Source organism: Burkholderia sp. 9777_1386 (genome assembly GCF_015712265.1).
GTDB classification, from domain to species: domain Bacteria; phylum Pseudomonadota; class Gammaproteobacteria; order Burkholderiales; family Burkholderiaceae; genus Burkholderia; species Burkholderia cenocepacia.
In genome coordinates, this window is record NZ_JACCQB010000035.1 from 23,370 (window position 1) to 49,672 (window position 26,303).

Annotated in this window: 19 protein-coding genes, 1 tRNA gene, 2 pseudogenes and 2 riboswitches; of the genes and pseudogenes, 9 read left to right on the forward strand and 13 right to left on the reverse strand. The window is 68.3% G+C overall.

Features of this window, described 5'->3' with window-relative positions; genetic code table 11:
• Positions 1–11: 11 nt before the first annotated feature.
• The 3 genes and pseudogenes from H0X91_RS23400 to H0X91_RS35335 all read left to right on the forward strand — a co-directional run.
• Positions 12–473: an antitoxin PaaA2 family protein gene (locus tag H0X91_RS23400; RefSeq protein WP_006485674.1), complete on the forward strand. Its 462-nt coding sequence runs from the start codon at positions 12–14 to the stop codon at positions 471–473.
• Positions 470–754 carry a type II toxin-antitoxin system RelE/ParE family toxin gene (locus H0X91_RS23405; protein WP_006485672.1) on the forward strand — a complete coding sequence of 95 codons (285 nt, stop codon included), beginning with the start codon at positions 470–472 and terminating at the stop codon, positions 752–754. Before H0X91_RS23400 ends, H0X91_RS23405 begins: the two co-directional genes overlap by 4 nt.
• 15 nt (positions 755–769) lie before the next feature.
• Positions 770–844, forward strand: a pseudogene (locus H0X91_RS35335) (VapC toxin family PIN domain ribonuclease); the annotation flags it as partial.
• A gap of 68 nt (positions 845–912) precedes the next feature.
• On the opposite strand, the gene H0X91_RS23410 reads toward H0X91_RS35335, so the two are convergent.
• The 8 genes and pseudogenes from H0X91_RS23410 to H0X91_RS23445 form a co-directional block, all read right to left on the reverse strand.
• On the reverse strand, positions 913–2,301 hold the full coding sequence (locus H0X91_RS23410) for an L-serine ammonia-lyase (protein ID WP_034201142.1): 1,389 nt from the start codon (positions 2,299–2,301) through the stop codon (positions 913–915).
• A gap of 30 nt (positions 2,302–2,331) precedes the next feature.
• Positions 2,332–3,474 (reverse strand): alginate lyase family protein, encoded by a 1,143-nt coding sequence (locus tag H0X91_RS23415; protein WP_080330590.1) that lies wholly within the window; start codon positions 3,472–3,474, stop codon positions 2,332–2,334.
• Positions 3,475–3,625: 151 nt separating this feature from the next.
• Positions 3,626–6,553: an aminomethyl-transferring glycine dehydrogenase gene (gene gcvP / locus H0X91_RS23420; RefSeq protein WP_006485677.1), complete on the reverse strand. Its 2,928-nt coding sequence runs from the start codon at positions 6,551–6,553 to the stop codon at positions 3,626–3,628.
• A gap of 58 nt (positions 6,554–6,611) precedes the next feature.
• Positions 6,612–6,992: a glycine cleavage system protein GcvH gene (gcvH, locus tag H0X91_RS23425; protein ID WP_006485673.1), complete on the reverse strand. Its 381-nt coding sequence runs from the start codon at positions 6,990–6,992 to the stop codon at positions 6,612–6,614.
• A gap of 126 nt (positions 6,993–7,118) precedes the next feature.
• Positions 7,119–8,237, reverse strand: a complete 1,119-nt coding sequence (gene gcvT, locus H0X91_RS23430) for a glycine cleavage system aminomethyltransferase GcvT (protein ID WP_069353207.1) — start codon at positions 8,235–8,237, stop codon at positions 7,119–7,121.
• 83 nt (positions 8,238–8,320) lie between these two features.
• Positions 8,321–8,454: riboswitch (glycine riboswitch) on the reverse strand.
• Between the two features lie 34 nt (positions 8,455–8,488).
• Positions 8,489–8,591, reverse strand: a riboswitch (glycine riboswitch).
• A 113-nt stretch (positions 8,592–8,704) separates the two neighbouring features.
• Positions 8,705–9,067, reverse strand: a complete 363-nt coding sequence (locus H0X91_RS23435; protein ID WP_006485676.1) for a hypothetical protein — start codon at positions 9,065–9,067, stop codon at positions 8,705–8,707.
• Between the two features lie 203 nt (positions 9,068–9,270).
• On the reverse strand, positions 9,271–10,323 hold the full coding sequence (locus H0X91_RS23440; RefSeq protein ID WP_196433391.1) for an oxidoreductase: 1,053 nt from the start codon (positions 10,321–10,323) through the stop codon (positions 9,271–9,273).
• 301 nt (positions 10,324–10,624) lie between these two features.
• Positions 10,625–11,331 (reverse strand): annotated as a pseudogene (locus H0X91_RS23445) (SGNH/GDSL hydrolase family protein).
• A gap of 310 nt (positions 11,332–11,641) precedes the next feature.
• Between H0X91_RS23445 and H0X91_RS23450 the strand changes: the two are divergent.
• Entirely contained in the window at positions 11,642–13,729 is a 2,088-nt protein-coding gene (locus tag H0X91_RS23450) for a UvrD-helicase domain-containing protein (RefSeq protein ID WP_034195655.1), read from the forward strand.
• Positions 13,730–13,835: 106 nt separating this feature from the next.
• Here the strand turns inward: H0X91_RS23450 and H0X91_RS23455 are convergent, their stop codons facing one another.
• Positions 13,836–14,723: a c-type cytochrome gene (locus H0X91_RS23455; RefSeq protein WP_062884185.1), complete on the reverse strand. Its 888-nt coding sequence runs from the start codon at positions 14,721–14,723 to the stop codon at positions 13,836–13,838.
• A 251-nt stretch (positions 14,724–14,974) separates the two neighbouring features.
• Between H0X91_RS23455 and H0X91_RS23460 the strand changes: the two genes are divergently transcribed.
• The 5 genes from H0X91_RS23460 to H0X91_RS23480 all read left to right on the forward strand — a co-directional run bounded on the left by H0X91_RS23460 (position 14,975) and on the right by H0X91_RS23480 (position 20,611).
• A tRNA-Arg gene (locus H0X91_RS23460) sits at positions 14,975–15,050 on the forward strand.
• A gap of 201 nt (positions 15,051–15,251) precedes the next feature.
• Complete coding sequence (locus H0X91_RS23465; protein ID WP_062884184.1) at positions 15,252–16,856, forward strand: TIGR04222 domain-containing membrane protein; 1,605 nt, start codon at positions 15,252–15,254, stop codon at positions 16,854–16,856.
• A gap of 262 nt (positions 16,857–17,118) precedes the next feature.
• On the forward strand, positions 17,119–17,862 hold the full coding sequence (locus H0X91_RS23470; RefSeq protein ID WP_048986113.1) for an acetyltransferase: 744 nt from the start codon (positions 17,119–17,121) through the stop codon (positions 17,860–17,862).
• A gap of 39 nt (positions 17,863–17,901) precedes the next feature.
• A complete protein-coding gene (locus tag H0X91_RS23475; RefSeq protein WP_196433392.1) occupies positions 17,902–19,842 on the forward strand; it encodes a tetratricopeptide repeat protein in 1,941 nt (646 codons plus the stop codon).
• A 106-nt stretch (positions 19,843–19,948) separates the two neighbouring features.
• Positions 19,949–20,611 (forward strand): acetyltransferase, encoded by a 663-nt coding sequence (locus H0X91_RS23480; RefSeq protein ID WP_196433393.1) that lies wholly within the window; start codon positions 19,949–19,951, stop codon positions 20,609–20,611.
• 10 nt (positions 20,612–20,621) lie between these two features.
• Here H0X91_RS23480 and vioA read toward each other — a convergent pair whose 3' ends face one another.
• The 4 genes from vioA to fliD form a co-directional block, all read right to left on the reverse strand.
• Positions 20,622–21,764, reverse strand: coding sequence for a dTDP-4-amino-4,6-dideoxy-D-glucose aminotransferase VioA (gene vioA, locus H0X91_RS23485; protein WP_048986119.1), 1,143 nt, complete (start codon positions 21,762–21,764; stop codon positions 20,622–20,624).
• A 26-nt stretch (positions 21,765–21,790) separates the two neighbouring features.
• On the reverse strand, positions 21,791–24,136 hold the full coding sequence (locus H0X91_RS23490; RefSeq protein ID WP_062884182.1) for a tetratricopeptide repeat protein: 2,346 nt from the start codon (positions 24,134–24,136) through the stop codon (positions 21,791–21,793).
• A gap of 257 nt (positions 24,137–24,393) precedes the next feature.
• The gene (locus tag H0X91_RS23495) at positions 24,394–24,693 is read right to left on the reverse strand and encodes a flagellar protein FliT (RefSeq protein WP_006484091.1); all 300 of its coding nucleotides are present in this window, start codon (positions 24,691–24,693) and stop codon (positions 24,394–24,396) included.
• A gap of 25 nt (positions 24,694–24,718) precedes the next feature.
• Positions 24,719–26,227, reverse strand: coding sequence for a flagellar filament capping protein FliD (gene fliD / locus H0X91_RS23500; RefSeq protein ID WP_006484094.1), 1,509 nt, complete (start codon positions 26,225–26,227; stop codon positions 24,719–24,721).
• Positions 26,228–26,303 lie beyond the last annotated feature (76 nt).

Below are 26,303 nucleotides of genomic sequence, written 5' to 3' on the forward strand. Positions count from 1 at the left end.
CAAGAATCGCCATGACGACCGAAACGATCGATCAAAAGACGCTGACGGAGCTGGTCGAAGCCGGCGCGGTGCGTGCGGCCCGCGTGGTCGGTTGCGGCAACGGCTGGGCGCTCTCGGCCCGCTGCGGCGCGCACGAGCGTTTCCTGTCGGCCAAGCGCGGCGACGTGCGGGTGTTTCGCCGATTTGAAACGCTGGTCGGCTTTCTGCGTGACATCGGTATCAGCCGGTTCGATGTGGATGCGTCGGCCTTCGATCCGGATGCGGCCGGCCGGGCGACGCGGCCCGATCGGGCGGTGGCGTTGAAGGCGGCACACGAGGCGGCGGCCCACGATCGCTGGTTTCGGGAACAGGTGCAGCAGGCGCTGGACGACCCGCGTGCGTCGATTCCGGACGCCGAAGTCAGCGCCGACTTCGCGTCGCGCCGTGCGGCACTGCGTGATCGGCTCGCGGGCAGGCGTGGGGATGTTTCTTGACCCTGGCGCTGCACTGGAACCCGAAGGCGCTGGAGGATCGCGCCGCGATCATGGACTACATCGCCGAGGACGACCCGCTGGCTGCGGTCGAACTCGACGAACGGCTGGAAGAAAGGGCGGTGGCGCTACCGGCCCACGCCGAGTTGTATCGGCAAGGGCGGGTGGCCGGCACACGCGAGCTGGTGATCGCGCCGAACTATGTGCTCGTGTACCGAATCCGGCCGGCCGATGGCATCGTGGAGATTCTCCGCGTACTGCATGCGCGACGGCAATGGCCGTAATGCGCGATATTCGCCGTTCTGGTGACCAACAACGAGCGGGATCTCGCGAGTCACCCGGGATTGCGGCTCGAGAACTGGTTGAACGATTGATGTGTGCACGCCGGGACCCGGCGGTCATGCAAGCGTTCATTCGTCTCGCATGACCGCCTGATCCAGCATCAGCACTCGACGATATTCACCGCCAGCCCGCCGCGCGACGTTTCCTTGTACTTGGTCTTCATGTCGGCGCCCGTCTCGCGCATCGTCTTGATCACGGAGTCGAGCGACACGTAGTGCGAGCCGTCGCCGCGCAGCGCCATGCGCGCCGCGTTGACGGCCTTCACCGACGCCATCGCGTTGCGTTCGATGCACGGGATCTGCACCATCCCGCCCACCGGGTCGCAGGTCAGGCCGAGGTTGTGCTCCATTCCGATCTCGGCCGCGTTCTCGACCTGCTGCGGCGTGCCGCCGAGCACGGCCGCGAGTGCGCCCGCGGCCATCGAGCACGCGACGCCCACTTCGCCCTGGCAACCGACTTCCGCGCCGGAGATCGACGCGTTGAGCTTGTACAGGATGCCGATCGCGGCGGCCGTCAGCAGGAAATCGATCACGCCCTGTTCGTTCGCGCCGGGCGTGAAGCGCGTATAGTAGTGCAGCACCGCCGGGATGATGCCGGCCGCGCCGTTGGTCGGCGCGGTGACGACGCGGCCGCCGGCCGCGTTTTCCTCGTTGACCGCGATCGCGTACAGGTTGATCCAGTCGATCATCGACAGCGGATCCTGCAGCGCGCGCTCAGGGCTGCCCGTCAGCGTGCGGTACAGCTGCGGCGCGCGGCGCTTGACCTGGAACGGGCCGGGCAGGTTGCCGTCGGCGTCCGGGTTGCCGATCCCGCAGCCGCGCGACACGCACGACTGCATCACGGCCCAGATCTTCAGCAGCCCGTCGCGCGTTTCTTCCTCGGTGTGCCACGCGCGCTCGTTTTCCCACATCAGTTGCGCGATCGACTTGCCGGTCGACGCGGTCAGCGCGAGCAGCTCCGCGCCGGTGCGGAACGGATGCGTCATCTGCTCGGCCGCGCTCAGCACCTTGGTGTTCGGCGCGCCCGCCGTCACGACGAAGCCGCCGCCGACCGACAGATAAGTGCGCTCGGCCAGCACCGCGCCGTTCGCGTCGCTCGCGCGCAGCTTCATCCCATTCGGATGTTCGGGCAGCGCCTGGCGGTAGAACGCGATGTTGTCCTTCAGCACGAACGGCACCGGATGCGTGCCGAGCAGCGCGAGTTGCTTCGTCTTGCGGACGTCTTCGAGTCGCGCGTCGATCGTGTCGGGATCGACCGTGTCGGGCGCGTCGCCGAGCAGGCCGAGCATCACGCCGCGGTCGGTGCCGTGGCCCTTGCCGGTGGCGCCGAGCGAGCCGTACAGCTCGACCTTCACGTGGGCCGTCGCGTCGAGCAGCCCGTCGCGCTCGAGGCCCTGGACGAACATCAGCGCCGCGCGCATCGGTCCGACCGTGTGCGAACTGGACGGACCGATGCCGATCTTGAAGAGGTCAAACACGCTGACTGCCATTTCGATACCTGCCTTGCGATAAGAATGATGCTAGCGCGCCTGCAATGGCAGGCACGCGGCGAGCCATGCGGGCGGCGTTGGGGAAAGCTGCTGCGCGACGCGGGCATAGCGCCCGTCGAGCCGCGCGGCCAGATGAAAGAGTTCGGTGGCGTTTTTCGGGTCCCACTGCCCCGTGTAACCCGGCAAGCCGGCCTCGCGGCGCTTCGCGTCGAACGGCACCGGTGAATTCACGAATTCCTCGTGCGTCTTCTCGCCGAGCGCATACGGCACGAGCCAGTCGAGCGCGGCCGCGAGCGTCGCGCCATTCGCGCCGCGCTCGCGCAGCCAGTTGCGGTTGAAGCGGCGCGCGGCGAGCGCGGCCGTCACCAGCGGCTGCAGATCGTAGACCGCGTAATGCAGCGCATCGCGTTCCTCGAAATCCCAGGTCTTGCCGTCCGGGCCGATGTTGTCGGCGAGATGCTCGACGAACAGCCGCTGCGCGGCGTTCATCATCTTGCGGTCGCCGAGCGTGAACGCGGACAGCGCGATCAGCTTGATCCGGTGGCTCTGCCAGTTGTTGCGCCAGGTGCCGGTGAGCGGGCGCTTCTGCGCGTCGACCTGCGCGACATAGCCGGCGCCGAGCTTCGCGATGAACGCGGCCGTCGCGTTGCGCGTTTTCACCGGCAACGCGCTCGCGGTCATGTCGTACGCAATGATCAGGCTCTCGAAGCGCGTCTCGTCGATCGGGTTGAAGCTCGGCTGGTAGGTCGAGACCCACGCGGACAGGAAGTGGTCGACGAGCTGCAGGTAGCGCGGCGCGTTCGTCACGCGCCACGCGAGCGCCGCGTCGCGCATCAGGTCCATGTCCCGCAGCGCGGCCGCGCTCTGGTCGTAGATGCCTTCGTGCGGTAGCGTGCCCTCGGTGTGCACGCGCGCCATCGCTTTCGGCTGCTCGCCGATGCGCGCGTCGACGCTGCGGATCAGCGCCTGCACGCCCGGCTCGGCCTGCGTCGTCTCGCTCGTCTGCAGCGCCGGCGCCGCGCAGAAATTCATCGCCGCGCGCGCACTGCCGGCGGCGCCGAGGCCGGCGGCGGCCAGCGACAGCGACGCGACGAGCATCGGCACGTAGCGGCCTGCGCGGATGCGCGGCCGCCGCTCGGTTGCACCATGGCCCGGAAACATCGGACGCACCATGCGGAACTCCTTCATTGGCTGGATCGCGTGTGATGTTAGCCGGATTGGCGGATGAACGTGAACCGGTCGGCCCGGCGAACGCAAAAACCGCACGCAACCCGGGGTTGCGTGCGGTGCGGTCACCATTGGTCGGCTCCGGGCCTGGCGCGCGTTATGCGTAGTCCGACATCGGCACGCACGAGCAGAACAGATTGCGGTCGCCGTACGCGTTGTCCGCACGGCCGACCGGCGGCCAGTACTTGTTCGTGCCGAGCGATGCGACCGGGTACGCGGCCTGCTCGCGCGAGTACGCGTGCGGCCATTCGTTCGCGGTGACGACGGCCGCCGTGTGCGGTGCGTGACGCAGCGGGTTGTCCTCGCGATCGGCGCGGCCTTCCTCGACCGCGCGGATTTCCTCGCGGATCGCGATCATCGCGGCGATGAAGCGGTCGAGTTCTTCCTGCGATTCCGATTCGGTCGGCTCGACCATCAGCGTGCCCGGCACCGGGAAGCTCATCGTCGGCGCGTGGAATCCATAGTCCATCAGGCGCTTCGCGACGTCGTCGACGCTGATGCCGCTCGTTTCCTTGATCGGACGCAGGTCGAGAATGCACTCGTGCGCGACGAGCCCGCCCGGGCCCGAATACAGCACCGGGTAATGCGGCGCGAGGCGCTTCGCGATGTAGTTCGCGTTGAGGATCGCGGTTTCCGTCGCGGCGGTCAGGTTCTTCGCGCCCATCATCGCGATGTACATCCACGAGATCGGCAGGATCGACGCCGAGCCGTACGGCGCGGCCGACACCGCGCCGATGCCGTCTTCCGTGCGTGCGTAGCCGGTCGAGCGCTGGTTCGGCAGGAACTTCGCGAGGTGCGCGCCGACCGCGACCGGGCCGACGCCCGGGCCGCCGCCGCCGTGCGGGATGCAGAAGGTCTTGTGCAGGTTCAGGTGCGACACGTCGCCGCCGAACTGGCCCGGCGCGGTCAGGCCGACCATCGCGTTCATGTTCGCGCCGTCGACGTACACCTGGCCGCCGTGCGCATGGACGATTTCGCAGATCTCGCGGACGTTCTGCTCGAACACGCCGTGCGTCGACGGGTACGTGATCATGATCGCCGCGAGGTCCTTCGAGTGCTGTTCGGCCTTCGCCTTCAGGTCGGCGATGTCGACGTTGCCCTGCGCGTCGCAGGCGACGACCACGACCTTCATGCCGGCCATGTGCGCGGACGCCGGGTTCGTGCCGTGCGCGGACGCCGGGATCAGGCACACGTCGCGATGGCCTTCGCCGCGCGATGCGTGGTACGCGTGGATGATCAAGAGACCCGCGTACTCGCCCTGCGAGCCCGCGTTCGGCTGCAGCGACACGGCCGCGTAGCCGGTGGCCGCGACGAGCATCTGCTCAAGCTGGTCGATCATCTCGCGGTAGCCGACGGTCTGCTCGGCCGGGGCGAACGGGTGGATCCGGCCGAACTCGGGCCACGTGACGGGCAGCATTTCCGACGTCGCGTTCAGCTTCATCGTGCACGAGCCGAGCGGGATCATCGAGCGGTCGAGCGCGAGATCCTTGTCCGACAGGCTGCGCAGGTAGCGCAGCATTTCGGTTTCGGAATGGTGGCGGTTGAACACGTGGTGCGTCAGGTACGCGCTCGTGCGCTCGAGGCCGGCCGGCAGCGCGGCGACGCCGGCGAGGCCCGCGTCCAGCGCATCGACGGCCGGCGCGGTGCCGCCCGCGGCCTGCGCGAACACGTCGAGCAGGTCGGCGAGGTCGTCGCGCGTCGTCGTTTCGTCGACCGATACGCCGACTTGCGTGGCGCTCACGCGGCGCAGGTTGATGCGCTTCGCCTTCGCGAATTCGTGGACCTGCGCGGTGCGCGCGCCGGTGTCGATCGTCAGCGTGTCGAAGAACGTGTCGTTGACGGTCGCGAAGCCGAGCTGTTTCACGCCGGCGGCGAACAGCGCCGCGATGCGGTTCACGCGCAGCGCGATCGTCTTCAGGCCGTGCGGGCCGTGGTAGACCGCGTACATGCTGGCCATGATCGCGAGCAGCGCCTGTGCGGTACACACGTTCGACGTCGCCTTTTCGCGGCGGATGTGCTGTTCGCGCGTCTGCAGCGCGAGGCGCAGCGCGGGCTTGCCCTGCGCGTCGACCGTCACGCCGACGAGGCGGCCCGGCATCTGGCGCTTGAATTCGTCGCGCACGGCCATGTAAGCGGCGTGCGGGCCGCCGAAGCCCATCGGCACGCCGAAGCGCTGCGTGTTGCCGACCGCGACGTCCGCGCCCCATTCGCCGGGCGGCGTCAGCACGGTGAGCGCGAGCAGGTCGGCCGCGACGACCACGTGGCCGCCGGCCGCGTGGATCGCTTCGGTGAGCGCGCGGTAGTCGCGCACGTCGCCGTTCACGCCCGGGTATTGCAGCAGCACGCCGAACGCGTTCGCCTGCGCGGCGTCGGCCGCCGGGCCCGTCTTGACTTCGATGCCGATCGGCAGCGCGCGCGTGCGGATCACTTCGAGCGTTTGCGGCAGCACGTCGTCGGCCACATAGAACACGTTCGACTTCGGCTTGCCGGTACGCTGCAGCAGCGTCATCGCTTCGGCCGCGGCCGTCGCTTCATCCAGCAGCGACGCGTTCGAGATCGCGAGGCCGGTGAGGTCGGCCACCATCTGCTGGAAGTTCAGGAGCGCCTCGAGGCGGCCCTGGGAAATTTCGGGCTGGTACGGCGTGTAGGCCGTGTACCACGCCGGGTTTTCGAGCACGTTGCGCAGGATCACGGCCGGCGTGTGCGTGTCGTGATAACCCTGGCCGATATAGGAGCGGAACACCTGGTTCTTGTCCGCGAGCGCACGCAGCGCGGCGAGGGCTTCGGCCTCGCTCTTCGGCTGTGCGAACGGGCCGAGCGGCAGCGTTTCGGCGCGGCGGATCGAGGCCGGGATCACGGCGTCGATCAGGGCGGCGCGCGACGCGAAGCCGAGCGTGTCGAGCATGGCCTGCTGGCTGGCGGCGTCGGGGCCGATGTGGCGTTCGGCGAACGCGTCGTGCGTTTCGAGCGCGGCGAGCGAGAGGGGCGTGCGGTTCATCAGGCGGTCCGGGTGTTCGAGCTTCATGGCGTGACTCTGGTCCCGCGCGCGCCGAGGCCGGCGCCGCGCGGTTCGGGTAGGGAAATTAGTCGATCAGCTTGCTGTAGGCGTCGGCGTCGATCAGCTTGTCGGTCGACGCGCCGGCCGCGAGCTTGATCTTGAAGAGCCACACGCCGTACGCATCGCCGTTCACTTCTTCCGGCGCGTCGGTGGCTGCTTCGTTGATGGCGACGATCTCGCCGGACACCGGCGAGTAGATGTCGGAGGCCGCCTTCACCGATTCGACGACGCCGACGGCGTCGCCCGCGTTCACCGACTTGCCGACTTCGGGCAGCTCGAGGAAGACGATGTCGCCGAGCGTGCTCTGCGCGTGATCGGTGATGCCGACCGTCAGCGTGCCGTCCGCCTCGGTGCGGATCCACTCGTGTTCGTCGGTGTATTTCAGCTCGGCCGGGACGTTGCTCATCGGATGCTCCTGGATAAAAGGGTGTGTTCGTTCTGCTGGCGCGCCGCCATGGCACGCCGGATAGGGTTGCGCCGGGCGCCATCTCCCGGCTTGCCGGGAGGCGGCCCCGCGGCCGCTTCTCGGTCGTTACGCAGCGAGGACCTTGCCGTTGCGCACGAACGGCAGTTTTACCACGCGCGCGGGAAGATTCTTGTCTCGAATTTGCACCTGGACGGTGTCGCCGATCTGGACGGCCGCCGGCACCCGCGCGAACGCGATCGATTCCTGCATCGACGGCGAGAACGTGCCGCTCGTGATCTCGCCTTCGCCGTGCGGCGTGACGACCTTCTGGTGCGCGCGCAGCACGCCGCCCGCCTTGCCGTTTTCCTTCTGCAGGATCAGGCCGACGAACGCGGCGCGCGTGCCGTTGGCTTCGAGTGCGGCGCGGCCGACGAAGTCGCGCGGCGCGGCGAGGTCGACGGTCCATGCGAGGCCCGCGTCGAGCGGGGAGACGGTGTCGTCCATGTCCTGGCCGTACAGGTTCATGCCGGCCTCGAGGCGCAGCGTGTCGCGCGCGCCGAGCCCGCACGGACGCACGCCGTGTTGCTGCAGCGCATTCCACAGCACTTCGACGTGCACGGCCGGGACGATCACTTCGAAGCCGTCTTCGCCGGTATAGCCGGTGCGGGCGATGGTGAGATCGCCGAACGGCGTGCCGGCAACCTGCGCGGCGTTGAACGGCTTGAGTTCGCTGGTGGCGGCGCGGGCGGAAGGCACCGTCGCCCAGACTTTTTCGCGGGCGTTCGGACCTTGGACGGCGACGATCGCGAAATCGCGGCGCGGCGCGATCGTCAGGCCGTAGCCGCCTTGCTCGTTCAGCTCGTTGAACCACGCGATGTCTTTGTCGGCGGTGCCGGCGTTGACGACCACGCGGAAGAATTCTTCGGTGAAGTAGTAGACGATCAGATCGTCGATGACGCCGCCCTGCGGGTTGAGCAGGCACGAGTAGAGTGCCTTGCCGGGCGTCTTGAGCTTGCCGACGTTGTTCGCGATCGCATGCTCGAAGAACGCGCGCACGCGGCTGCCGGTGAAATCGACGACGCACATGTGCGACACGTCGAACATGCCGGCGTCGGTGCGCACGGCAGCGTGTTCTTCGATCTGCGAGCCGTAGTTGACGGGCATGTCCCAGCCGCCGAAGTCGACCATGCGGGCATTGAGCGCGCGGTGCGCGGCGTTGAGCGGGGTGTGATTCAGTGCAGTCATCGAGGCCTCAGGCAAGGCGCTTGCGCGCGGATCAGAACGGCCATGTGCCGACCGCCGCGGCCGACGGCCTCACGCGATCCGGTACATGCCCCTCTGTCCTCGATACCTGAGAGATTGCGCTGCGGGCCAAGCCCGGCGAACGCGCGCCCCTTCGGTGGGCAGCCTGCCCGCGCAGCCAATGCGCTGCGGGCTACTGCCGCTCTCCAGAGTGCGGGAAACGTATTGCTCGCGCGGTGCGCGGATGCGGTTTCCCGACGCGGTCGGTCCTTTTGCCTGAGAGTTTGCGGGTGTGCCCCTTCGGCGGCGCAACCGGTGTCGGAACAACCCGGTCACACGCTCTCCCGACGCGTGCGGGCGACTGTACGCGAGCAGGTGGGCATTGTCAATTTGAGCAAAAGAATGTCGCTTCGCGACAAGCGGCGGCGGCCGGCGCCGCCGCTTCATCCGCGCCGGCAGGTGCCGGCGCGTTACTCGCCGATCGCGCGCGCGGCCGTGTCGAGTTCCTGGTTCAGCACGCGCTGCTCGTCGCCGGACAGGCCGCCGTTGTGCTGGGCCGACATGTCGTTCGCTTCCTGGCGGATCACGTCGAGGCGATGGTGCAGCTGCGCGCCGTAGGGCGGCGGGTAGTAGCCGCCGTTCACGCGCGCGTCGATCCGGCGATGCAGGTTGTCGATCCGTCCCTGGACCTCCTGCATGCGGTCGTTCGCGACGACCTGCGGATTCGGTCGCGGCGGGGGCGCCTGCCGGGCCGGCCGCTGCGGCTGCACGATACACGCCGCGAGCGAGGAAACCAGGACGCAGCATGCCGCTGCGCGAATCAACCGTTGCATCACATTCTCCTGACGGATGGGTGTCGGATCGACTTTTTGAGAAACGCGTCAGACCGAACGACCGCTGACTTTCGTTCCCGCACCATTTGTAACGGAATGTTCGGCGCCGAGCGGGCGGGGCGGCGCAGGGAGGAAGAGGCAGCGCTGCCGCGGGCGTGTGGCGCGGGAGGGCGGCCGGGTCGGCACCGACCCGGCCCGCGGCGTCAGACCGGGCGGCGCACGAACGGCACCCGGCGGCCGTCGTGTTCGCTCTGCGCGGCGAGCTCGATGATCGTCATCACGTCGACCGCGTCCTGCGCGGTGACGGGGAACGGCGCGCCGTCGCGGATCGACGCGGCGAGCGCGCGGTAGAACTCCGCGTACTGGCCGTCGAGCGTCGGCACCGGCCGCTCGACCTCGACGTCGCCGTCGAGCACGCGCAGCAGGCCGGGCGGGTTGCCGCCGCCGAATTCGACGTCGTCCGCGGTGAGGCCGGCCTTGAGCTGGTCTTCCTGCGTGTCGAGCCCGAACTTCTGGTAGCTGCCGCGCGTGCCGTGCAGCGTGAAGCGCGCGGGTTCGATCGCCGACAGCGCGCTCGCATGCAGCGCGACGCCCTTGTCCGGATAGCCGAGCAGCAGGTGCACGAAATCGGGCGCCGTACCGTGGTCGCGGCGCGTCTTGACGGTGGCGCTCACCGTTTCCGGCGTGCCGAACAGCGCGAGCGCCTGGTCGATCAGGTGCGGGCCGAGGTCGAGCAGCAGGCCGCCGCCGCGGGCCGGCTCCTCGCGCCAGCGCGTGCGCGGCGTCGGCCGGAAGCGGTCGAAGTGCGACGCGAAGTACGTGAGGCGGCCGAGCTCGCCCGATTCGACGATGCGGCGCACGGTGAGGAAATCGCCGTCCCAGCGGCGGTTGTGGAACGGCGCGAACAGCCGGCTGCGCGCGTTCGCGAGCCGCGCGAGCGCGAGCGCCTCGTCGGCGGTGAGCGTGACGGGCTTGTCGACCACTACGTGGCGGCCGGCTTCGAGCACCTGGCGCGCGAGCGCGAAATGGGTGTCGTTCGGCGTGGCGATCACCACGCATTCGATATCGTCGAGGCCGAGCAGCGTGTCGAGGTCGGGGACGATGCGCGCGCCCGGATACGCGGCCTGCGCGCGTTCCCCCTGGCCCGTCGCGATCGCGGCGACTTCAGTGCGGCCGCTCGTGGCGATTACGGGCGCGTGGAACGTCGCGCCGGCGAAACCGAAACCCATCAAACCAATCCTGAGCAATGACGACATGGCAATTCCTGGCTGCGAAGGAAACTAAAGGATGGCGCGCCGGAGCGGCGCGAAGACGACCGGCTATTTTGGCATGGCGCTGCCGCTTGCACAGACGCGTCGGGCGAAATGCACGGAGCGATGCGACGCTTGCGCAAGGAATACCGGCATTTTGCGCAGGAGCGGGGGCGCGCGGTGCGACTGTCGAACGCGCGGCACCCGGCTCTTGGCTCTTGGCACCCGGCACCCGGCACCCGGCACCCGGCACCCGGCACACCGCACGGTGAGCCGGGGCGGCCGGCCGGCCTCGGCATGTGCCGCATCATCCGTCCATCCGCTGCCGCACCGCAGCCGCAACCTGCGCGGCCCACACCGCGCAGGCGGCTGCGCCGGGGTGGAAGCCGTCGGCGGCCATCAGGTGCCGTTCGAGCGGCAGGTCGACCCGCAGGAACGTGCAGTGCGGCTGCGCGCCCGCCCAGCCGGCGAGCGCCGTGTTGAGCCGTTTCGCGCGCCGCCCTAGATACCACGCGAGCGGCTGCGGCAGCGCCGGGAAGCGCTCCATCGGCGGCACCGCCGACAGGATCGCGTGCCCGATCTGGAAACGCGCGGCGAGCAGCCGCACCAGCTCGGTCTGCTGCGCGAGCCAGCGTGCGGGCGGCACGCCGCCCGTCACGTCGTTGACGCCGAGCGACGTCACGGCCACGTCGAACGGCTCGGTCGGCTCGGCGGCGAGCCAGTCGACGAGCTCGCGCGTGGTCAGGCCGGTGCGCGCGAGCAGTTTCCAGCGCACTCGGTGCGTGGCCGCCAGCGCGCTCGCCAGTTGCCCGGCGAGCGCGTCGTGCTGCGTCGCGACGCCGACCCCCGCGGCGGCCGAATCGCCGACCACCAGCACGCGCACGGCGGGCCGTCGCCGACTGAGCCGTCGCGGGGCCCGGCCGCTTCGGGCAGCCGCGGCGTGACGCGGCGCACGTAGCGCCCTTGCGCGAACAGCAGCGGGCCGAGGGCGGCGGTGGCGAACGGGTATCCCATGAGGTCGATCCGGCGGTGGTTGAAACGCATTGAAGCGGGCCGGCGCGGGTGGCGCCAGCGGAGTGCGTATTGTGTCCGATCACGGCGCGGACCGGGCCCGATTGGCCGAACGGACGGCCACGACAACGCCGAACGGACGGCGGGCGCCCGCCCGGCAAGCCTGCGCGCCCCGTCCGGCGGCGCGCCCGAAATACCCGCCGCCGACGTGTTAACATGCGCGTCCTGCCTGCGTGTCCGCCTGCTTCGCCAGCCTGCCGCGCACGGCATCCTCCCGGCGTTCCGCCGTCAACCCGCAACACCATCCGCCATCATGTCAGCAGGCCTCAATCCCGCTCAGAACGAAGCGGTGCGCTATCTCGACGGTCCCTGTCTCGTGCTCGCCGGCGCGGGCAGCGGCAAGACTCGCGTGATCACGCAGAAGATCGCGCACCTGATCGAAGCGAAAGGTTTCGAGCCGCGCCACATCGCCGCCGTCACGTTCACGAACAAGGCGGCGGCCGAAATGCGCGAGCGTGTGTCGAAGCTGCTGGAAGGCAAGACGCTGACCACGCCGGGCAAGGAAGGCCGCAAGGTGCCCGTCAACCAGCTCACCGTCTGCACGTTCCATTCGCTGGGTGTGCAGATCCTGCGCCAGGAGGCCGAGCACGTCGGCCTGAAGCCGCAGTTCTCGATCATGGATTCGGACGACTGCTTCGGGATGATCCAGGAGCAGCTCGGCACGACCGACAAAGGGCTGATCCGCAAGATCCAGAGCATCATCTCGCTGTGGAAGAACGGCCTGATCATGCCCGACGAGGCGATGGCGATCGCGGCGAACGAGGACGAACACCAGGCCGCGCTGGTCTACCGCAACTACGTGGCGACGCTCCACGCGTACCAGGCGGTCGACTTCGACGACCTGATCCGCCTGCCGGCCGAGCTGTTCGCGAAGAACGAGCAGGTGCGCGACCGCTGGCAGAACAAGCTGCGCTACCTGCTGATCGACGAATACCAGGACACCAACGCGTGCCAGTACGAGCTGCTGAAGCAGCTCGCGGGCCCGCGCGCCGCATTCACGGCGGTCGGCGACGACGACCAGGCGATCTACGGCTGGCGCGGCGCGACGCTCGAGAACCTCGCGCAGCTCGGCAAGGATTTCCCGAAGCTGCATGTGATCAAGCTCGAGCAGAACTACCGGTCGACGGTGCGGATCCTGACCGCCGCGAACAACGTGATCGCGAACAACCCGAAGCTGTTCGAGAAGAAGTTGTGGTCCGAGCACGGGATGGGCGATTCGATCACCGTCACGGCGTGCAACGACGAGGAACACGAGGCCGAGTCGGTCGTGTTCCGGCTGTCCGCGCACAAGTTCGAGCGGCGCGCGCAGTTCCGCGACTACGCGATCCTGTACCGCGGCAACTTCCAGGCGCGCATCTTCGAGCAGGTGCTGCGGCGCGAGCGGATTCCGTACGTGCTGTCGGGCGGCCAGTCGTTCTTCGACAAGGCCGAGATCAAGGATCTGTGCGCGTACTTGCGGCTGATCGCGAACGCCGACGACGATCCCGCGTTCATCCGCGCGGTCACCACGCCGCGCCGCGGCATCGGCAACACGACGCTGGAAGCGCTCGGCTCGTTCGCGGGGCAGGCGAAGGTGTCGCTGTTCGAGGCCGTGTACATGGGCGGGATCGAGGCGCGGCTGTCGGCGCGCCAGGTCGAGCCGCTGCGGATGTTCTGCGACTTCATCCAGCGCCTGACCGAGCGCGCGGACAAGGAGCCCGCGACCGTCGTGCTCGACGACATGATGGAGGCGATCCACTACGAGGCGTACCTGTACGACGCGTTCGACGAGCGGCAGGCGCAGTCGAAGTGGCAGAACGTGCTCGAATTCCTCGAATGGCTGAAGCGCAAGGGCACGAAGCCCGAGACGGAGGCCGTCGACGGCGAGGCCGACGGTTTCCACAACGCGGACGGGCTCGCCGACACGGGCAAGAACCTGCTCGGCCTGATCCAGACCGTCGCGCTGATGTCGATGCTCGAGGGCAAGGACGAGGACCCGGACGCCGTGCGGCTGTCGACCGTCCATGCGTCGAAGGGGCTCGAGTATCCGCACGTGTTCCTGGTCGGCGTCGAGGAAGGCATCATGCCGCACCGCGGCGGCAGCGAGGACGACGGCCCGATCGACAACGAGCGGATCGAGGAGGAGCGCCGGCTGATGTACGTCGCGATCACCCGTGCGCAGCGCAGCCTGCACCTGAACTGGTGCAAGAAGCGCAAGCGGGCGCGCGAGACGGTCGTGTGCGAACCGTCGCGCTTCATCCCGGAGATGGGGCTCGACGAAGCGCCGCCGCCGACGCCGGAAGAGGCGCCGATGTCGCCGAAGGACCGGCTCGCGAGCCTGAAGGCATTGCTGCAGAAGTGACGCGGCGCCGCGCACACGATGGCGCGGCGAACCGGCAACCAAAAAAAGAAACCCCCGCGATGCGCGTGCGTCGCGGGGGTTTTTGACGGATGGCCGGGCGACGTCGTTACTTCGCCGCGTTGACCATGTAGTCGACGGCCGCCTTCACGTCGGCATCCGACGCGTTCGACCCGCCCTTCGGCGGCATCGCGCCCTTGCCGTGCAGCGCGTAGTTGTAGACCGTATCCATCGAGTCCTTCAGGCGCGGCGCCCAGTCTTCCTTGCTGCCGAACTTCGGCGCGCCGAGCACGCCGGCCGCGTGGCAGGCCTGGCAGGTCGACGCGTACAGCGCCTTGCCGGCCGTTGCCGCATCGGCGCCGGCCGGGGCGGCCGCGGGCTTTTCGCCGGCCTTCGGGATCGCGGCGATCGCGGCCATGGCGGCCGCGGCCTGCGCGTTCGACGCATCGGCGCCCGACGCGGGCGCGCCGCTCGCGGGCTGCGCCGCGTTGGCGGCCGGCGCCGCCGGTTCGGGGAAGTTCGCGCCGTCGTTGTTAGCCATGTAGACGATCGCGCGGGCGATTTCATAGTCGCTGACGTCGTCGGGGCTCGTGCCGCCGCGCGCCGGCATCGCGCCCTTGCCCGCGAGGGCCGTCTTCAGCAGCGTGTCGATGCCTTGCGAGATGCGCGGCGCCCAGTCGTCCTTGTTGCCGAACTTCGGCGCGCCGGCGGCGCCGGTGCCGTGGCAGGTCACGCAGACGGCCTTGTAGACTTCCTCGCCGGTCTTGTACGTGCGGGGCGCGTTGGCGTCCTTCACGTCGACCTTCGCGATCGGGGCGATCCGTGCGGCGACCTGCTCGTCGGATAGCGCGTCCGTGCCGGCGCCGGAACGGAACGCATGGTTCGCATAATTGGCGAACAGGACGATCAGGATGATCGGAATCGCGAACGACGCGATGATGACGGCAATCAGCTGCCCGGGGGTTTTGACGGGAGATTCGTGGGGTGCTTCGCTCATGCTTGCCTCGTCTCCATGAATAGGAATTGTGAGCGCGGTGCAACGGCAAAATGGCAGTCCAATGAAGCACGGACGATTATAGACGGAACGTTTACATCACGGCGAGCGGCGCGATGGCGCGTGTTTACCCGCACGCAGCACGGCCCGGCGGCGATTCGGCAGGCAAGGTGGACGCGTCATGGGAAACCGGGTATCCTTGCCGTCTTGCCAATCGTGGGCGGCCTGTATATGGGGTCGCTTCACTGTCACACGCGCCCGTAGCTCAATGGATAGAGTACTGCCCTCCGAAGGCAGGGGTTGCTGGTTCGATCCCAGCCGGGCGCGCCAAATAGCCTGATTCCAGGCGTTGAATTTCCCGATCCGTTTTCCTGAAGTCGTCCAGGCGTAACGTCACCGCACGGCGTCGCATCGTCATCGGCCGGGCCGTTCCCACGCTATTCCGCCGCCTTTCCGGTGTGCGAGAATCGCCCACAACGACCACTCCAAGCGTCGATCGCGGCGGCCGTCCGCGCATCGCGCCGACTCCCGATGGCTGCCATTCCGTCTACCTCGACCGCAGTCGCTGCCTGCGCGCTGACCGATGCGCAGCAGGCGCTGCTCGCGCGTCTGCACGCGTATTCCCCCGACGATCCCGACGCGCCGCTGCCGTACAGCCGGCGCCTCGCCGACGCCGAAGGCTGGTCGCACGACCACGCGCTGGCCGTGATCGACGAATACAAGCGCTTCGCGTTTCTCGCACAGGTGGCCGGGCATCCGGTTACGCCGTCGGTCGCGGTCGATGCCGCGTGGCATTTCCATCTGCAATACACGCTCGAATACTGGGACGTGTTCTGCGCCGGCGTGCTGCGCGCGCGGCTGCACCACATGCCCGGCACCGGCGCGCCGGACGAGGCCGCCGTGTACGCGCAGCGCTATCGCGACACGCTCGTCAGCTATCGCCGGCTGTTCGGCTGCGAGCCGCCGGCATCGATCTGGCCGCGTCCCGTCGACCGGGCAGTCGAGCGAGAAGCGGGGGTCGAGGCGCAGCAGCCCGAGCGCATGGCCGCCGTGGCGCCGCGCCGTGCGTGGCGCGACCGTCTGCCGAAACTCGTGTGGCCGGCGGCCGCCGCGAGCGTCGCCGCGACCTGCGCATCGGCGCAGGACTTCAACGTGCTGAATTACACCGGGCCGCAGTTTCTCGCGTTCTACGTGCTGGCGTGCGTCGGCGCGCTGTTGCTGATCGTCGCGCTCCAGGCCATCGAATTTCGCGTCCGCCGCTGGGGCCGGCGCACGCGCAAGGCTTCGTCCGGGCTGAGTGCCGACGAAGTCGCCTATCTCACCGGCGGCGAGGCGCGGGTCGCGCAGGTCGTGACGATGTCGCTCGCGCATGCGGGCGCGGTCGATCTGTGGACCGTTCCCCGGCAAGGCGGGTACGTGAAGATCGCGGATCTGGAACGCGCGGGCCGGCACGACGACCACTGCGCGTGGCTCAACGAACAACCGTCCGGCACCGTGCGTTACGGCGTGTTTCGCGAGCGGCTGGCGAAGTACGCGCAGGAAGTCGTCGACGGAATGCGCGCGCAGGGCTGGTGGTGGGCGCCGGGCGAGTTGCGCGTGTCGCGCCTGGCCGCGCGCGCAATCGTGCTGCTCGTGCTCGGCACCGGCGCCGCGAAGCTTGCGGTCGGGTTGAGCCGCGGGCGGCCCGTGCTGCTGCTCGGCATCTGCATGGCGGTGTTCGCGCTCGCGTACCGGATCGTCGCGTGGCGACTCACCGGTTTCGGGCGAGGCGGCGCCACGGCGGCCGGGCGCGCCGCGTTGCTCGCGCGCCGCGCTGCGCACGATCCGCGGGCCGCGCGCGAGGTAGCGCACGCGAGCCAGACGCAGGAAACGCGCGAGACACGCGACGCCGAACGTGACGATCCGGACCCGTTGCTGTGGACCGCAGCGCTGTTCGGCGCCGGCGCGCTGGCTGGTACCGCGTGGTCAACGTATTCGGGCACGGTGCTGGCCGCCTCGCGAGGGGCGTCGGTCGCCGCGGCGAAAACGGGCGGCGGTACGTCGTTCGACTCGTCGGACAGCAGTTGCGCGTCGTCGAGCTGCAGTTCGTCGAGTTCGTGCAGTTCGAGCAGTTGCGGTGGGTGTTCGTCGAACTGAGCGACAGTGGGCGGTGCCGCGTCGATCACGCCGGGTGCGAACCCGGTTCGGCGCTCGCGGAATCCCGGTCGCGGATCCGGGGCATTCCGCCCATCGACGGAACAGAAGCCAGAACGCCGTTCTTTTTGATGGTCGGTTGTCGCAGTGCGCTTTCTATACTGCATCGTCCATGATCGCGACCGACGTGTCGCGTCGGTTTTCTCCTTTCCGTACCGGGCGGTTGCGACATCGTGCTACTGCGCCGGCAAACCTGCTACCGCGAATGAACGTTACGACCTCCGACGATTGTATTGGCGTGCTGGCCGACCATTCGTGGGCGAAGCATTTCATCGTGCTTGGCTACCGGGATGGTGCCTTTTCGGCGATTCCGAACAATTTTTTTCGCAACTGGGTCGATGAAGAAGCGCAGGCCGGCACGTTTCATATCGGCCGATGCTCATCGATCGGTGTGGGCTCGATCGCGAAGTACGACCTCGACCATCAGAAGCTTGTGATCGGCAAGCACGTGGCCGGCGGACTGCGCCTGCGATTCCTGTTGAACGGCCAGCACGAGATGCGCACGATTTCCACGAGCATGTTCAGCATTTACGGCAACGGCCTCGCCCATCCGCCGATGCCGCAATACGGGGATATGGTGATCCACAACGACGTCTGGATCGGCGACGAAGCGCTGTTCCTCGGTGGCAGCCAGATCGAAAGCGGCTGCGTGATCGGCGCGCGGGCCGTCATCCCGCCCAATTTCCGCACCGAGGCGTATGGAATCTATGCCGGGTCGCCGGCTCGTCTGGTGCGCTTCCGCTTCACGGAGAAAGTGCGCGAACGACTGCTGCAGCTTGCGTGGTGGGATATGCCGCTCGACTGGATCAAGCAGAACAACGACGCGTTCCTGGTCGACCTCACCGCTGACGAAGGGCGTGCGCTCGACACGCTCGCGGCGCTCCAGGAAGCCAAGGACCGAACGATGTGTGAGTCCGGTCAGCCGGCCGCCGTATCGACGCCCGCCTGACCGACCGTTCGCGTTGCGTGCCGCGCAGCGTCGCATGACATGACACCTGCTTCCGACGAATCCGTACCGGTTCAACACGCTGCAACCCTGTGCCAGAACGGACAGTTTGCCGACGCACTGTCGCTTGTGGCGCCGCAGCTCGACGCGCCTGCGGTGGACGTCGCGGTGCTGCACGTCGCGGCCGTCTGCGCGCTCGGCCTGAACCATCTGGCGGACGCAGAAGCCTCGTGGCGGCGCGCGATCGATGCGATGCCGGCGTTCGAGCCCCCCTACGACGGCCTTCACGCGCTGCTGATGTCGCAGGGTCGCTTGCCCGACGCCGAAGTGATCCTGCGCCGGCAGCTTGCCTGCGTCGCGCCGTTGCGCGCGTCGCACCATCACCGGCTCGGCAAGGTACTCGAAGCGCTCGGCCGGCTCGACGAAGCCGAGCAGGCGCTCGGGCAGGCCCTGTCGATCGAGCCGCGGTCGCCCGACGTGCTGACCGATTTCGGCAACCTGCTTCGCGTCCTTGCCCGGCCGGCGGAGGCGGAACTCGCGTACCGGCTCGCGATCGCGGTTCGCGCCGACCACGTACTCGCGCACGCGAATCTCGGCGCGATCCTCGTCGACATGCAGCGGTTGCCGGAAGCGGAGGCGGCCAGCCGGCAGACCATCGCATTGTGTCCCGATCATCCGGAAGCGCATTACAACCTCGGCGTCGCGCTGCAGAACCTCGATCGCCTGCCCGAAGCGGAAGCGGCCTATCGCGACGCGATCCGCTGCCGGCCCGGCCTGCCGCAGGCGCACAATAATCTCGGCTGCGTCCTGCGTGCGCAGGGCCGCCACGACGAAGCGGCCGTCGCGTTCACCGACGCGCTGGCACTCGCGCCGCAGATGGCCGAGGTGCACTACAACCTCGGCACGACGTTCGCGCATGCGGGCCGCCTCGACGAAGCCGAGCGCGCATACCGCCGTGCGCTCGATCTGCGGGCCGACTACGACGACGCGCGCTTCGGGCTGGCGACGCTGCTGCTCGGCGTCGGTCGGTTCGAGGAAGGCTGGCGCCGCTACGAATCGCGCTACGAGCAGTCGACGTTCGTGCACCGCCGGACCCGCGAGGTACTGCGGTGCGCGCAGTGGCAAGGCGAGCCGCTGGCCGGCAAGACGCTGCTCGTGTGGCAGGAGGACGGCCTCGGCGACATGCTGCAGTTCAGCCGTTATTTCGCGGAATTTCGCGCGCGGCAGGCGGCGCGGGTGGTGTTTGCGTGCCAGCCGGCGTTGCATCGGCTGATGGACACGGTCGATGGCGTCGACGCGGTGCTCGATCACGAGACGGCTACCGCGCAGGCCGCGCAATTCGATTACTGGACGAGTCTGTTGAGCGCGCCAATGCACGCGGGCACGACGCTCGACACGATCCCGCCACCGGTGCGGTTCGTACCCGATCCGGCGCGCGTCGCGCACTGGGGCGCGCGCCTCGATGCGCTGCCGCCCGGCCCGCGCGTCGGACTCGTGTGGAAAGGCAATCCGAAGCATCACAACGACGCGCACCGTTCGCTGCCGTCACTGGCATTACTGACGCCGCTGTGGAGCGTGCCGGGCGTGAATTTCGTGAGTCTGCAGAAAGGGCAGGGCGAGGACGAAGCGCGCCAGCCGCCGGGCGGGCTGCCGTTGCTGCACCTGGGCTCGGAACTCGACGATTTCGCCGATACGGCCGCGATCGTCGCGCAACTCGATCTCGTGGTGTGCGTCGACACGTCGACCGCGCATCTGGCCGCATCGCTCGGCAAGCCCTGCTGGGTGCTGCTGCCGAATCAGGACGTGGACTGGCGATGGATGCACGACCGTGAGGATTCGCCTTGGTATCCGGGCACGGTGCGGTTGTTCCGGCGCGGGCGCGGCGACAGCTGGATTCAGATGGCCGAGCGGCTGCGGGCGGCGTTTGCCGCGCATTTTGCAGCCGCGTTCGTGACGGCGGACAAAACGGCGCGTAGCGTCTGACGTGACGTGACGTGACGTGACGTGACGGGGCGCGGGCGCGACGACACGGCATACTGCACGAAACGCGGCCGTGCTGCCGCTACCCATCAGATCAATCGAGGCCTTCGTGGAAAACATCATCATCGTCGGCTCTTCCGGTCACGCCAAGGTCGTGATCGACATCGTCGAACAGGCCGGCCGGTACCGGATCGCCGGGCTGATCGATTCGTTCCGGACGCCCGGCGAGGAGACGCTCGGCTACGCGGTGCTGGGCGCCGAGCGCGATTTGCCGCAGATGGTCGACCAGTACGGAATCGGCGGGCTGTTGGTCGCCATTGGCGACAATCATGCACGCGAGAACGTGACGGCCGGCCTCGCGATGCTCGTGCCGGGCTTGCCGCGCGTGTCGGCGGTGCATCCGGCCGCGTGCGTCGGCAAGGCGTCGACGATTGGCGCGGGCACGGTCGTGATGGCCGGCGCGGTGATCAATCCGAGCTGCTCGATCGGCGAAGGCTGCATCGTCAACACGAATGTGTCGCTCGATCACGACGGCGTGATGGCGGATTTCTCGAGCCTCGCACCGGGCGTCGTCACGGGCGGCAACTGCCGGATCGGCCGCGGCGCGGCGATCGGCCTCGGCGCGATGCTGCGGCACCGGATTGCGGTCGGCGAGCACAGCGTCGTTGGCGCGGGTGCGGTCGTCCTGCACGACGTCGAGCCGTACACGGTGGCGTACGGCAACCCGGCGCGCCGGATCCGCGCGCGCGCGGCCGACGAGCGTTACCTGTAGGCGCGGCGGGTCAGAAGGCGATCAGCTCGACGATGCGGCGAACCATGTCGTCGCTGAGCGCCGGGTAGATCGGCAGGCACAATACCTTGCGCGCGGCTTCCGTGGCGACCGGCAGGTTGTCGCGGCTGGCGGACGGCAACCCGCGGTACATCGGAAATTCCGAAATCAGCGGATGGAAGTAGCGGCGCGCGTACACGTCGTAGTCGCGCAGCTTCTGGTACAGCGCGTCGCGATCGAGCGGATAGTCTTCGTCGACGAGGATCGCGAAATACGCATGGTTCGCGACGGTCTGGCCGCCGAGCGGCACACAGCGGATACCGCGCACGTCGGCCAGCAGCGTGCGGTACAGCGTGTCGATTTCGCGGCGGCGTGCGAGTGCGCCATCGATGTGCTGCAACTGCAGCATCCCGAACGCGGCGTTGATTTCGCTCATCTTGCCGTTGATGCCGGGCGCGACGACGGTGACCTCGTCGACGAAACCGAAGTTCTTCAGGTGGTCGATCCGCTGCTTGGTCTTCGCGTCGGGGCAGATGATCGCGCCGCCCTCGAACGTGTTGAACACCTTCGTCGCGTGGAAGCTCAGCACCGACAGGTCGCCGTGCGCGAGCACGCTGCCGTCGGCGTTCTGCACGCCGAACGCATGCGCCGCGTCGTAGATGACGCGCAGGTTGTAGTTGTCGGCGATCTTCTGGATCGCGTCGACATCGCACGGATTGCCGTAGCAGTGCACGGGCATGATCGCGGTGGTTTGCGGCGTGATCGCCGCCTCGATGCGCGCGGGGTCGAGATTGAGCGTGCCGGGCGCGACATCGACGAATACCGGTTTGATGCCGTTCCACAGCAGCGAATGCGCGGTCGCGACGAACGAGTACGGCGTCGTGATCACCTCGCCGGTAATGCGCAGCGCCTGCAACGCGGTGACAAGCGCGAGGGTGCCGTTCGCGAACAGAGACAGGTACGGCACGCCGAGATAGTCGCACAGCGCGCGCTCGAACTGCTGGTGGAACGGGCCGCCATTCGTCAGCGTGCGGCTCTCCCAGATCTTCTCGAGATACGGCAGGAATTCCGCGAGCGGTGGCAGGTGCGGTTGCGTGACGTAGATGCGTTCGTGCGGCAGTTGCGCGACGGACGATGCGGGCAGGCTGGCGGTCATGACGGTCTCTCTCGATAACGCGGCGTTCAGGCCTCGGCCGCGGCCGGTGCGGTCATCACGTCGTCGAACAGCGGCGTGTCGAATGCGGTGACGGGCTCTCCCGCGCACCAGCGGGTCCACATCGTGCGCAGCGCCGACGACAGCCCGGCCGCGACGACAGCCGGCCGGAACGCGGCGGACGCTCCGCAGCGCGCGCGCAGGCCGGCGCGAAGCGCCTGTAGCGCGGCGGTGTCGCGGCTGAGCGCCAGCGCTCTCGCGACGAAATCGTCCTCGTCCGTCGCGATGTACGCATCGAGCCCGACGTGCTGCAGCCAGCCCGCGCTACCGCGCCCGGCCATCGTCGCGCCGGGGATCGTCACGGTCGGCACGCCCATCCACAGCGCATTCAGCGTCGTCGTCGAACCGGTGTACGGGAACGCGTCGAGACAGAGGTCGACGCCGTGATGCTGTTGCATGTAGACGGGGATGTTCGAGCGCCGGTGGAACGTCAAGCGGTTGGCGTCGATCCCGGCGGCCGCGAACCATTCGGTCAGCGTCTGCCGGTCGCCTTCGTTGCCTATCGCGCCGAGCGCCATGCGCGCGGTCGGATCCGCGTGCAGCACGCGCGCCCAGACCTCGATCACGTGCGGACTCAGCTTGTTCAGGCGGTTGAAGCTGGCGTACGTCGTATAGCCGTTGTGCAGCGCCGGCAGCACGTTGACGGGCGGGCAGTTCGGCGGCGGCATGAACGGCGCGATCGCGGGCAGCCGCACGAGCTGCTCGACGAACTGGTCGTCGAATGCGCCGTGCGGCGCGACGAAGCGGTCCGTCAGGTAGTAGTCCATTGCGGCGAGCCCGGTCGTGGCCGGATAGCCGATCCACGACGCCTGAACCGGTGCCGCGCGCTGCGCCAGCGCAACGAGCCGGTTGCGGCCGGTATGACCCGACAGGTCGATCACGATGTCGATGTGGTCGTTGCGCACGCGTTCGAGGAAGGCCGTGTCGCTCATGCCGGCGACGTTGCGCCAGGTCGTGGCGTGGGCCTTGAAGCGCTCGGAGGTGTGATCTTCCTCGAAGTGATTGTGATAGAAGTGCATCGCGATGCCGGGATCGGCGGCGAGATGTTCGATCACGGGCACCGCGTAGGAGGCGACCGCGTGGCTGAACAAGTCCCCCGACACGAAGCCGACCTGCAGCTTGCGCGCCGGATCGCGCGAGTTCGAGAACACGGCCGCGCGCTTGCGCTTGTGGTTGTCGTAGCGCTCGCCGAACTTGCGGTGTTCCGCGACGAGCGCCTGCGGATCGAAGTCGCTGCTATGTGCGATACAGAACAGCATGCTGCTGTGGGTGATGTTGTCGGTCGGGTTGATTTCGATCGAGCGCTTCAGCCAGCCTATCGCTTCCTGCGTTGCGCCCTGTTCGAGCAGCACGAAACCGAGCGTGCCGCACGGCGCAGCGGCGTCGGGCGCAAGCTCGACCGCACGTCGGCAGGCCGCGATCGCTTCATCCGTGCGGCGCAGCGCGAACAGCACGAGACCGCGAATCCGGAAGGCCTCCGGGTGATCGGGCTGCAGCTGGAGCAGGCGCGTGCACTGCTCGTCGGCCTCCGCGAGACGGTTCATCATCCGCAGCGTGTCGGCGAGCAGCATGCGCACGAGTAATTCATTCGGCAGCAATTCGATCGTGCGAAAGCCGGCCTCGATCATCTCCGCGAAGCGGCCTTCCCGGTGAAGCGATGCGGACAGCGCGCGCCAGCATGCGCCGTCTTTCGGATAGTCGGCAACCAGTTGCCGCGCAAGCGCGGTGGCTTCCGCGTGCTTGTTTTTGTCGAACAGCGCCGCGTGCTTTTGCAGCAGCGTCTGATTAGGGTGACGGACCGGCTTGCCGGCGTCGCTCCGTCCGGCTGCGCCGGCCGCGATTTCCAGGACGATCGCCGTGTCGATGCCGCTCGGGGCCGCGACCGCGGCGGTCGCGAACACGACGTCGGGCGACGCCAATTGCGCGATCAGCCCGTCGAGCGCTGGTCCGTGCACGCCTCGCTGCTGCGCGATTTCGACCGCGATCCATGCGGCGGCCGTTTGCCCGCTGCGATGCAGCGCATGAATGTAGCTGACCCAGTAGTAGCCGTTGTCCGGGTTCGCGCCGATGGCGGCTTCGAAATGCGGCACCGCATCAGCCGCCCGGCCCGTATCGACCATCAGCACCGCGAGGTTGTAATGCGCATCGCCATGCGCGGGCACCGCGTCGAGGATGGCCTCGTACAGCGCCCGGGCGTCGTCGAACGCACCGCTGCGCTGGCGCTCGAGCGCGTTCTCCATGACGAGCGCGATGTCCTGCGCAAGCTGCTGTTCGGGCGTGAGCGCGGCGGTGGCGGGCAGTTCGGTCGAGAACATGATGAAATCTGCGGAAAGTCGGTCGATATCATTATGGGTAGCGGGCCGTCGCGCCGATGCCGCGAGGTGACGGGAAAAGCCCGGTCAGTTTGGTCGATTGACCGGTCGGCCGACGGAGGGGCGGTGCGGCTGGCGACACCCCAAAAAAAACGCCCGCACGAGGCGGGCGGGGAGGCGAACGAGCACGCCCTCACATCAGCGTGTAGTTCTTGTTGTCGGGTTGGCGGCGCGCATTGCGGCGCGCGGCCGGATGCGGATCAGCGGTTCGCGATGCTCTGGTACTGGCCGACGGCCTGCACGCGGCTCATTGCCGCCTGGTATTCGTCGGTCAGCTCCTGCTGCGCGCGTTGCGCGTCGGCGAAGATCCGGTCGTTGCTTGCCTGCATGCGGCGGATCGCGGCGATGCCGACGGGCGGCTGGTCGGTCGAGAGCAGCGCGACGAGCGACCAGCGCGCATCGACGAGGCGTGCGGCCTCGGCCCAGTCGGCCATCGCGGCCGCGTGTTCGATCCCGTCGGTGAGCGCATCGATCTGCGCAATCAGTTCGGTCTGTTCCATCGGTGCTCTCCGGTCCGGCCAGCGATCAGCCCTTGTTGTTCGACATCGCGCCGGCGCTGTTCGCGCCGCCGAACAACTGGGTCAGGTATTGCGAGTTGCTGTTCATCGTCGCCATCAGCGTGTTGAGCGCGGTGAACTGCGCCTGGTACTGGCTCGTCAGCTGGGCTGCATAGTTGGACAGCGTCGTCTGCTGCTGCGCGACGTTCTTCAGATCGTTGCTGAGCGCGGTCGTGCGCGCGGCGATCAGTCCGTTCGTCTTCGTGTAGTTCGTGATGTTCGTCGTCAACTGCTCGCCGATCCCGTTCTTCGAGTTGAACAGGGACGCGACGCCCGTCGGGTTGTTCTGCAGTGCGCCGTTGAGCGCCGTGCTGTCGACCTTCAGCGTGCCGTCGGCCTGCAGCGTGACGCCGATCGACGCGAGGTTGACCGTCGAGCCGTTGCTGTTCACGCCGCTCGCGACGATCGATGCGAGTGCGTTCTTGATCGTGTTCAGCGTCGAGTCGCCGAGCAGCGGGCCTTGCGACGACGCGCCGGACGTGAAGCTCGACAGCGAGCCCATCGTCGTGACCAGCGTGTTGTAGAGCGTCGCGAAGTTGTTGATCGCGGCGGCCTGGGATTTCGTGTCGGTCGCGACCGTCAACGTTTGCGGCTGCGTGGCGCCGACGGCGGCGCTGGTCAGGTTCAGCGTGACGCCGGTGATCGCGCTCGTCACGGTGTTGCTCGCGCTGGTGCCGGCGATCCCGTTGATCGTGAACGCGGCGTCCTGCGCGGCGGTGCTCTGCTTCCACGCGGCGCTGCCGTTCGCGGACGTGATCGTCGACTGGCCGCCCGTCGTGCTGGGCGTCGACGTGACGCCGAGGCTGGACAGGCCGTTGTCGCCGGCGACGTTGCTGAGCGCGACGCCGATCGTGTTCGCCGCGCCGGTCGGCGTCGAGCTGAGCACGAGGTGCGCGCCGTCGCTGCCGTTGACGACCGATGCGACGATGCCCGGGTTGCCGGTCGCGGTATTGATCGCGGCGGCGATGCCGGACAGCGTGTTGTTGGTGCCGTTCACGTCGACGGTGAACGACTGGCTGCCGAGCGACAGCGTCATCGTGCCGGTGCCGAGCGCGGTCGACGCGCCGAACGCGGCCGACGACAGCGACTGCGACGTCGCGATCTGCGTGACGCCGACCGAATAGCTGCCGGCTACCGCGCCGGCGCCCGCGGTCGCGGTGAGGCCGGTGCCGCTCGCGGTCGCGGTGAAGGTGTTCTGCAGCGAGCCGTTCGACAGCGTGGTGAGGCTGGCTTGCAATGCGCTCAGCGCGGCCGATAGTGCGCCGTACGCGGAAATCTGGGTGTTGTCGCTGCTTTGCTGCGCGTTGAGCGCGGCGGCCTGGCCGGCGGTTTTCGCATTGACGAGTGCCGTCACGAGCGAGTTGACGTCCATCGACGAGTTGCCGGTCGAACCGCTGATGATCGATTGGGCGGCTTGCTGCAGCGCGCTGTTGGCCGAGTTGTTGGCGGCGGTGACGGCGGGATTGATCGTCGACATCGTGTTGCTCCGTGCGGCGGGTGATCCGGGAAGTTCTGGATGAAGACCTGGCGGCGGAGCAACGCCCCGCGCGCCA

Coding starts and splice junctions, on each gene's coding strand:
- H0X91_RS23495 (WP_006484091.1), bottom strand. CDS start 24,693: ATGGAACAGACCGAACTGATTGCGCAGATCGATGCGCTCACCGACGGG.
- H0X91_RS23470 (WP_048986113.1), top strand. CDS start 17,119: ATGAACGTTACGACCTCCGACGATTGTATTGGCGTGCTGGCCGACCAT.
- H0X91_RS23450 (WP_034195655.1), top strand. CDS start 11,642: ATGTCAGCAGGCCTCAATCCCGCTCAGAACGAAGCGGTGCGCTATCTC.
- gcvH (WP_006485673.1), bottom strand. CDS start 6,992: ATGAGCAACGTCCCGGCCGAGCTGAAATACACCGACGAACACGAGTGG.
- H0X91_RS23435 (WP_006485676.1), bottom strand. CDS start 9,067: ATGCAACGGTTGATTCGCGCAGCGGCATGCTGCGTCCTGGTTTCCTCG.
- gcvT (WP_069353207.1), bottom strand. CDS start 8,237: ATGACTGCACTGAATCACACCCCGCTCAACGCCGCGCACCGCGCGCTC.
- H0X91_RS23415 (WP_080330590.1), bottom strand. CDS start 3,474: ATGGTGCGTCCGATGTTTCCGGGCCATGGTGCAACCGAGCGGCGGCCG.
- H0X91_RS23440 (WP_196433391.1), bottom strand. CDS start 10,323: ATGTCGTCATTGCTCAGGATTGGTTTGATGGGTTTCGGTTTCGCCGGC.
- H0X91_RS23490 (WP_062884182.1), bottom strand. CDS start 24,136: ATGTTCTCGACCGAACTGCCCGCCACCGCCGCGCTCACGCCCGAACAG.
- vioA (WP_048986119.1), bottom strand. CDS start 21,764: ATGACCGCCAGCCTGCCCGCATCGTCCGTCGCGCAACTGCCGCACGAA.
- H0X91_RS23410 (WP_034201142.1), bottom strand. CDS start 2,301: ATGGCAGTCAGCGTGTTTGACCTCTTCAAGATCGGCATCGGTCCGTCC.
- fliD (WP_006484094.1), bottom strand. CDS start 26,227: ATGTCGACGATCAATCCCGCCGTCACCGCCGCCAACAACTCGGCCAAC.
- H0X91_RS23455 (WP_062884185.1), bottom strand. CDS start 14,723: ATGAGCGAAGCACCCCACGAATCTCCCGTCAAAACCCCCGGGCAGCTG.
- H0X91_RS23465 (WP_062884184.1), top strand. CDS start 15,252: ATGGCTGCCATTCCGTCTACCTCGACCGCAGTCGCTGCCTGCGCGCTG.
- gcvP (WP_006485677.1), bottom strand. CDS start 6,553: ATGAAGCTCGAACACCCGGACCGCCTGATGAACCGCACGCCCCTCTCG.
- H0X91_RS23475 (WP_196433392.1), top strand. CDS start 17,902: ATGACACCTGCTTCCGACGAATCCGTACCGGTTCAACACGCTGCAACC.
- H0X91_RS23400 (WP_006485674.1), top strand. CDS start 12: ATGACGACCGAAACGATCGATCAAAAGACGCTGACGGAGCTGGTCGAA.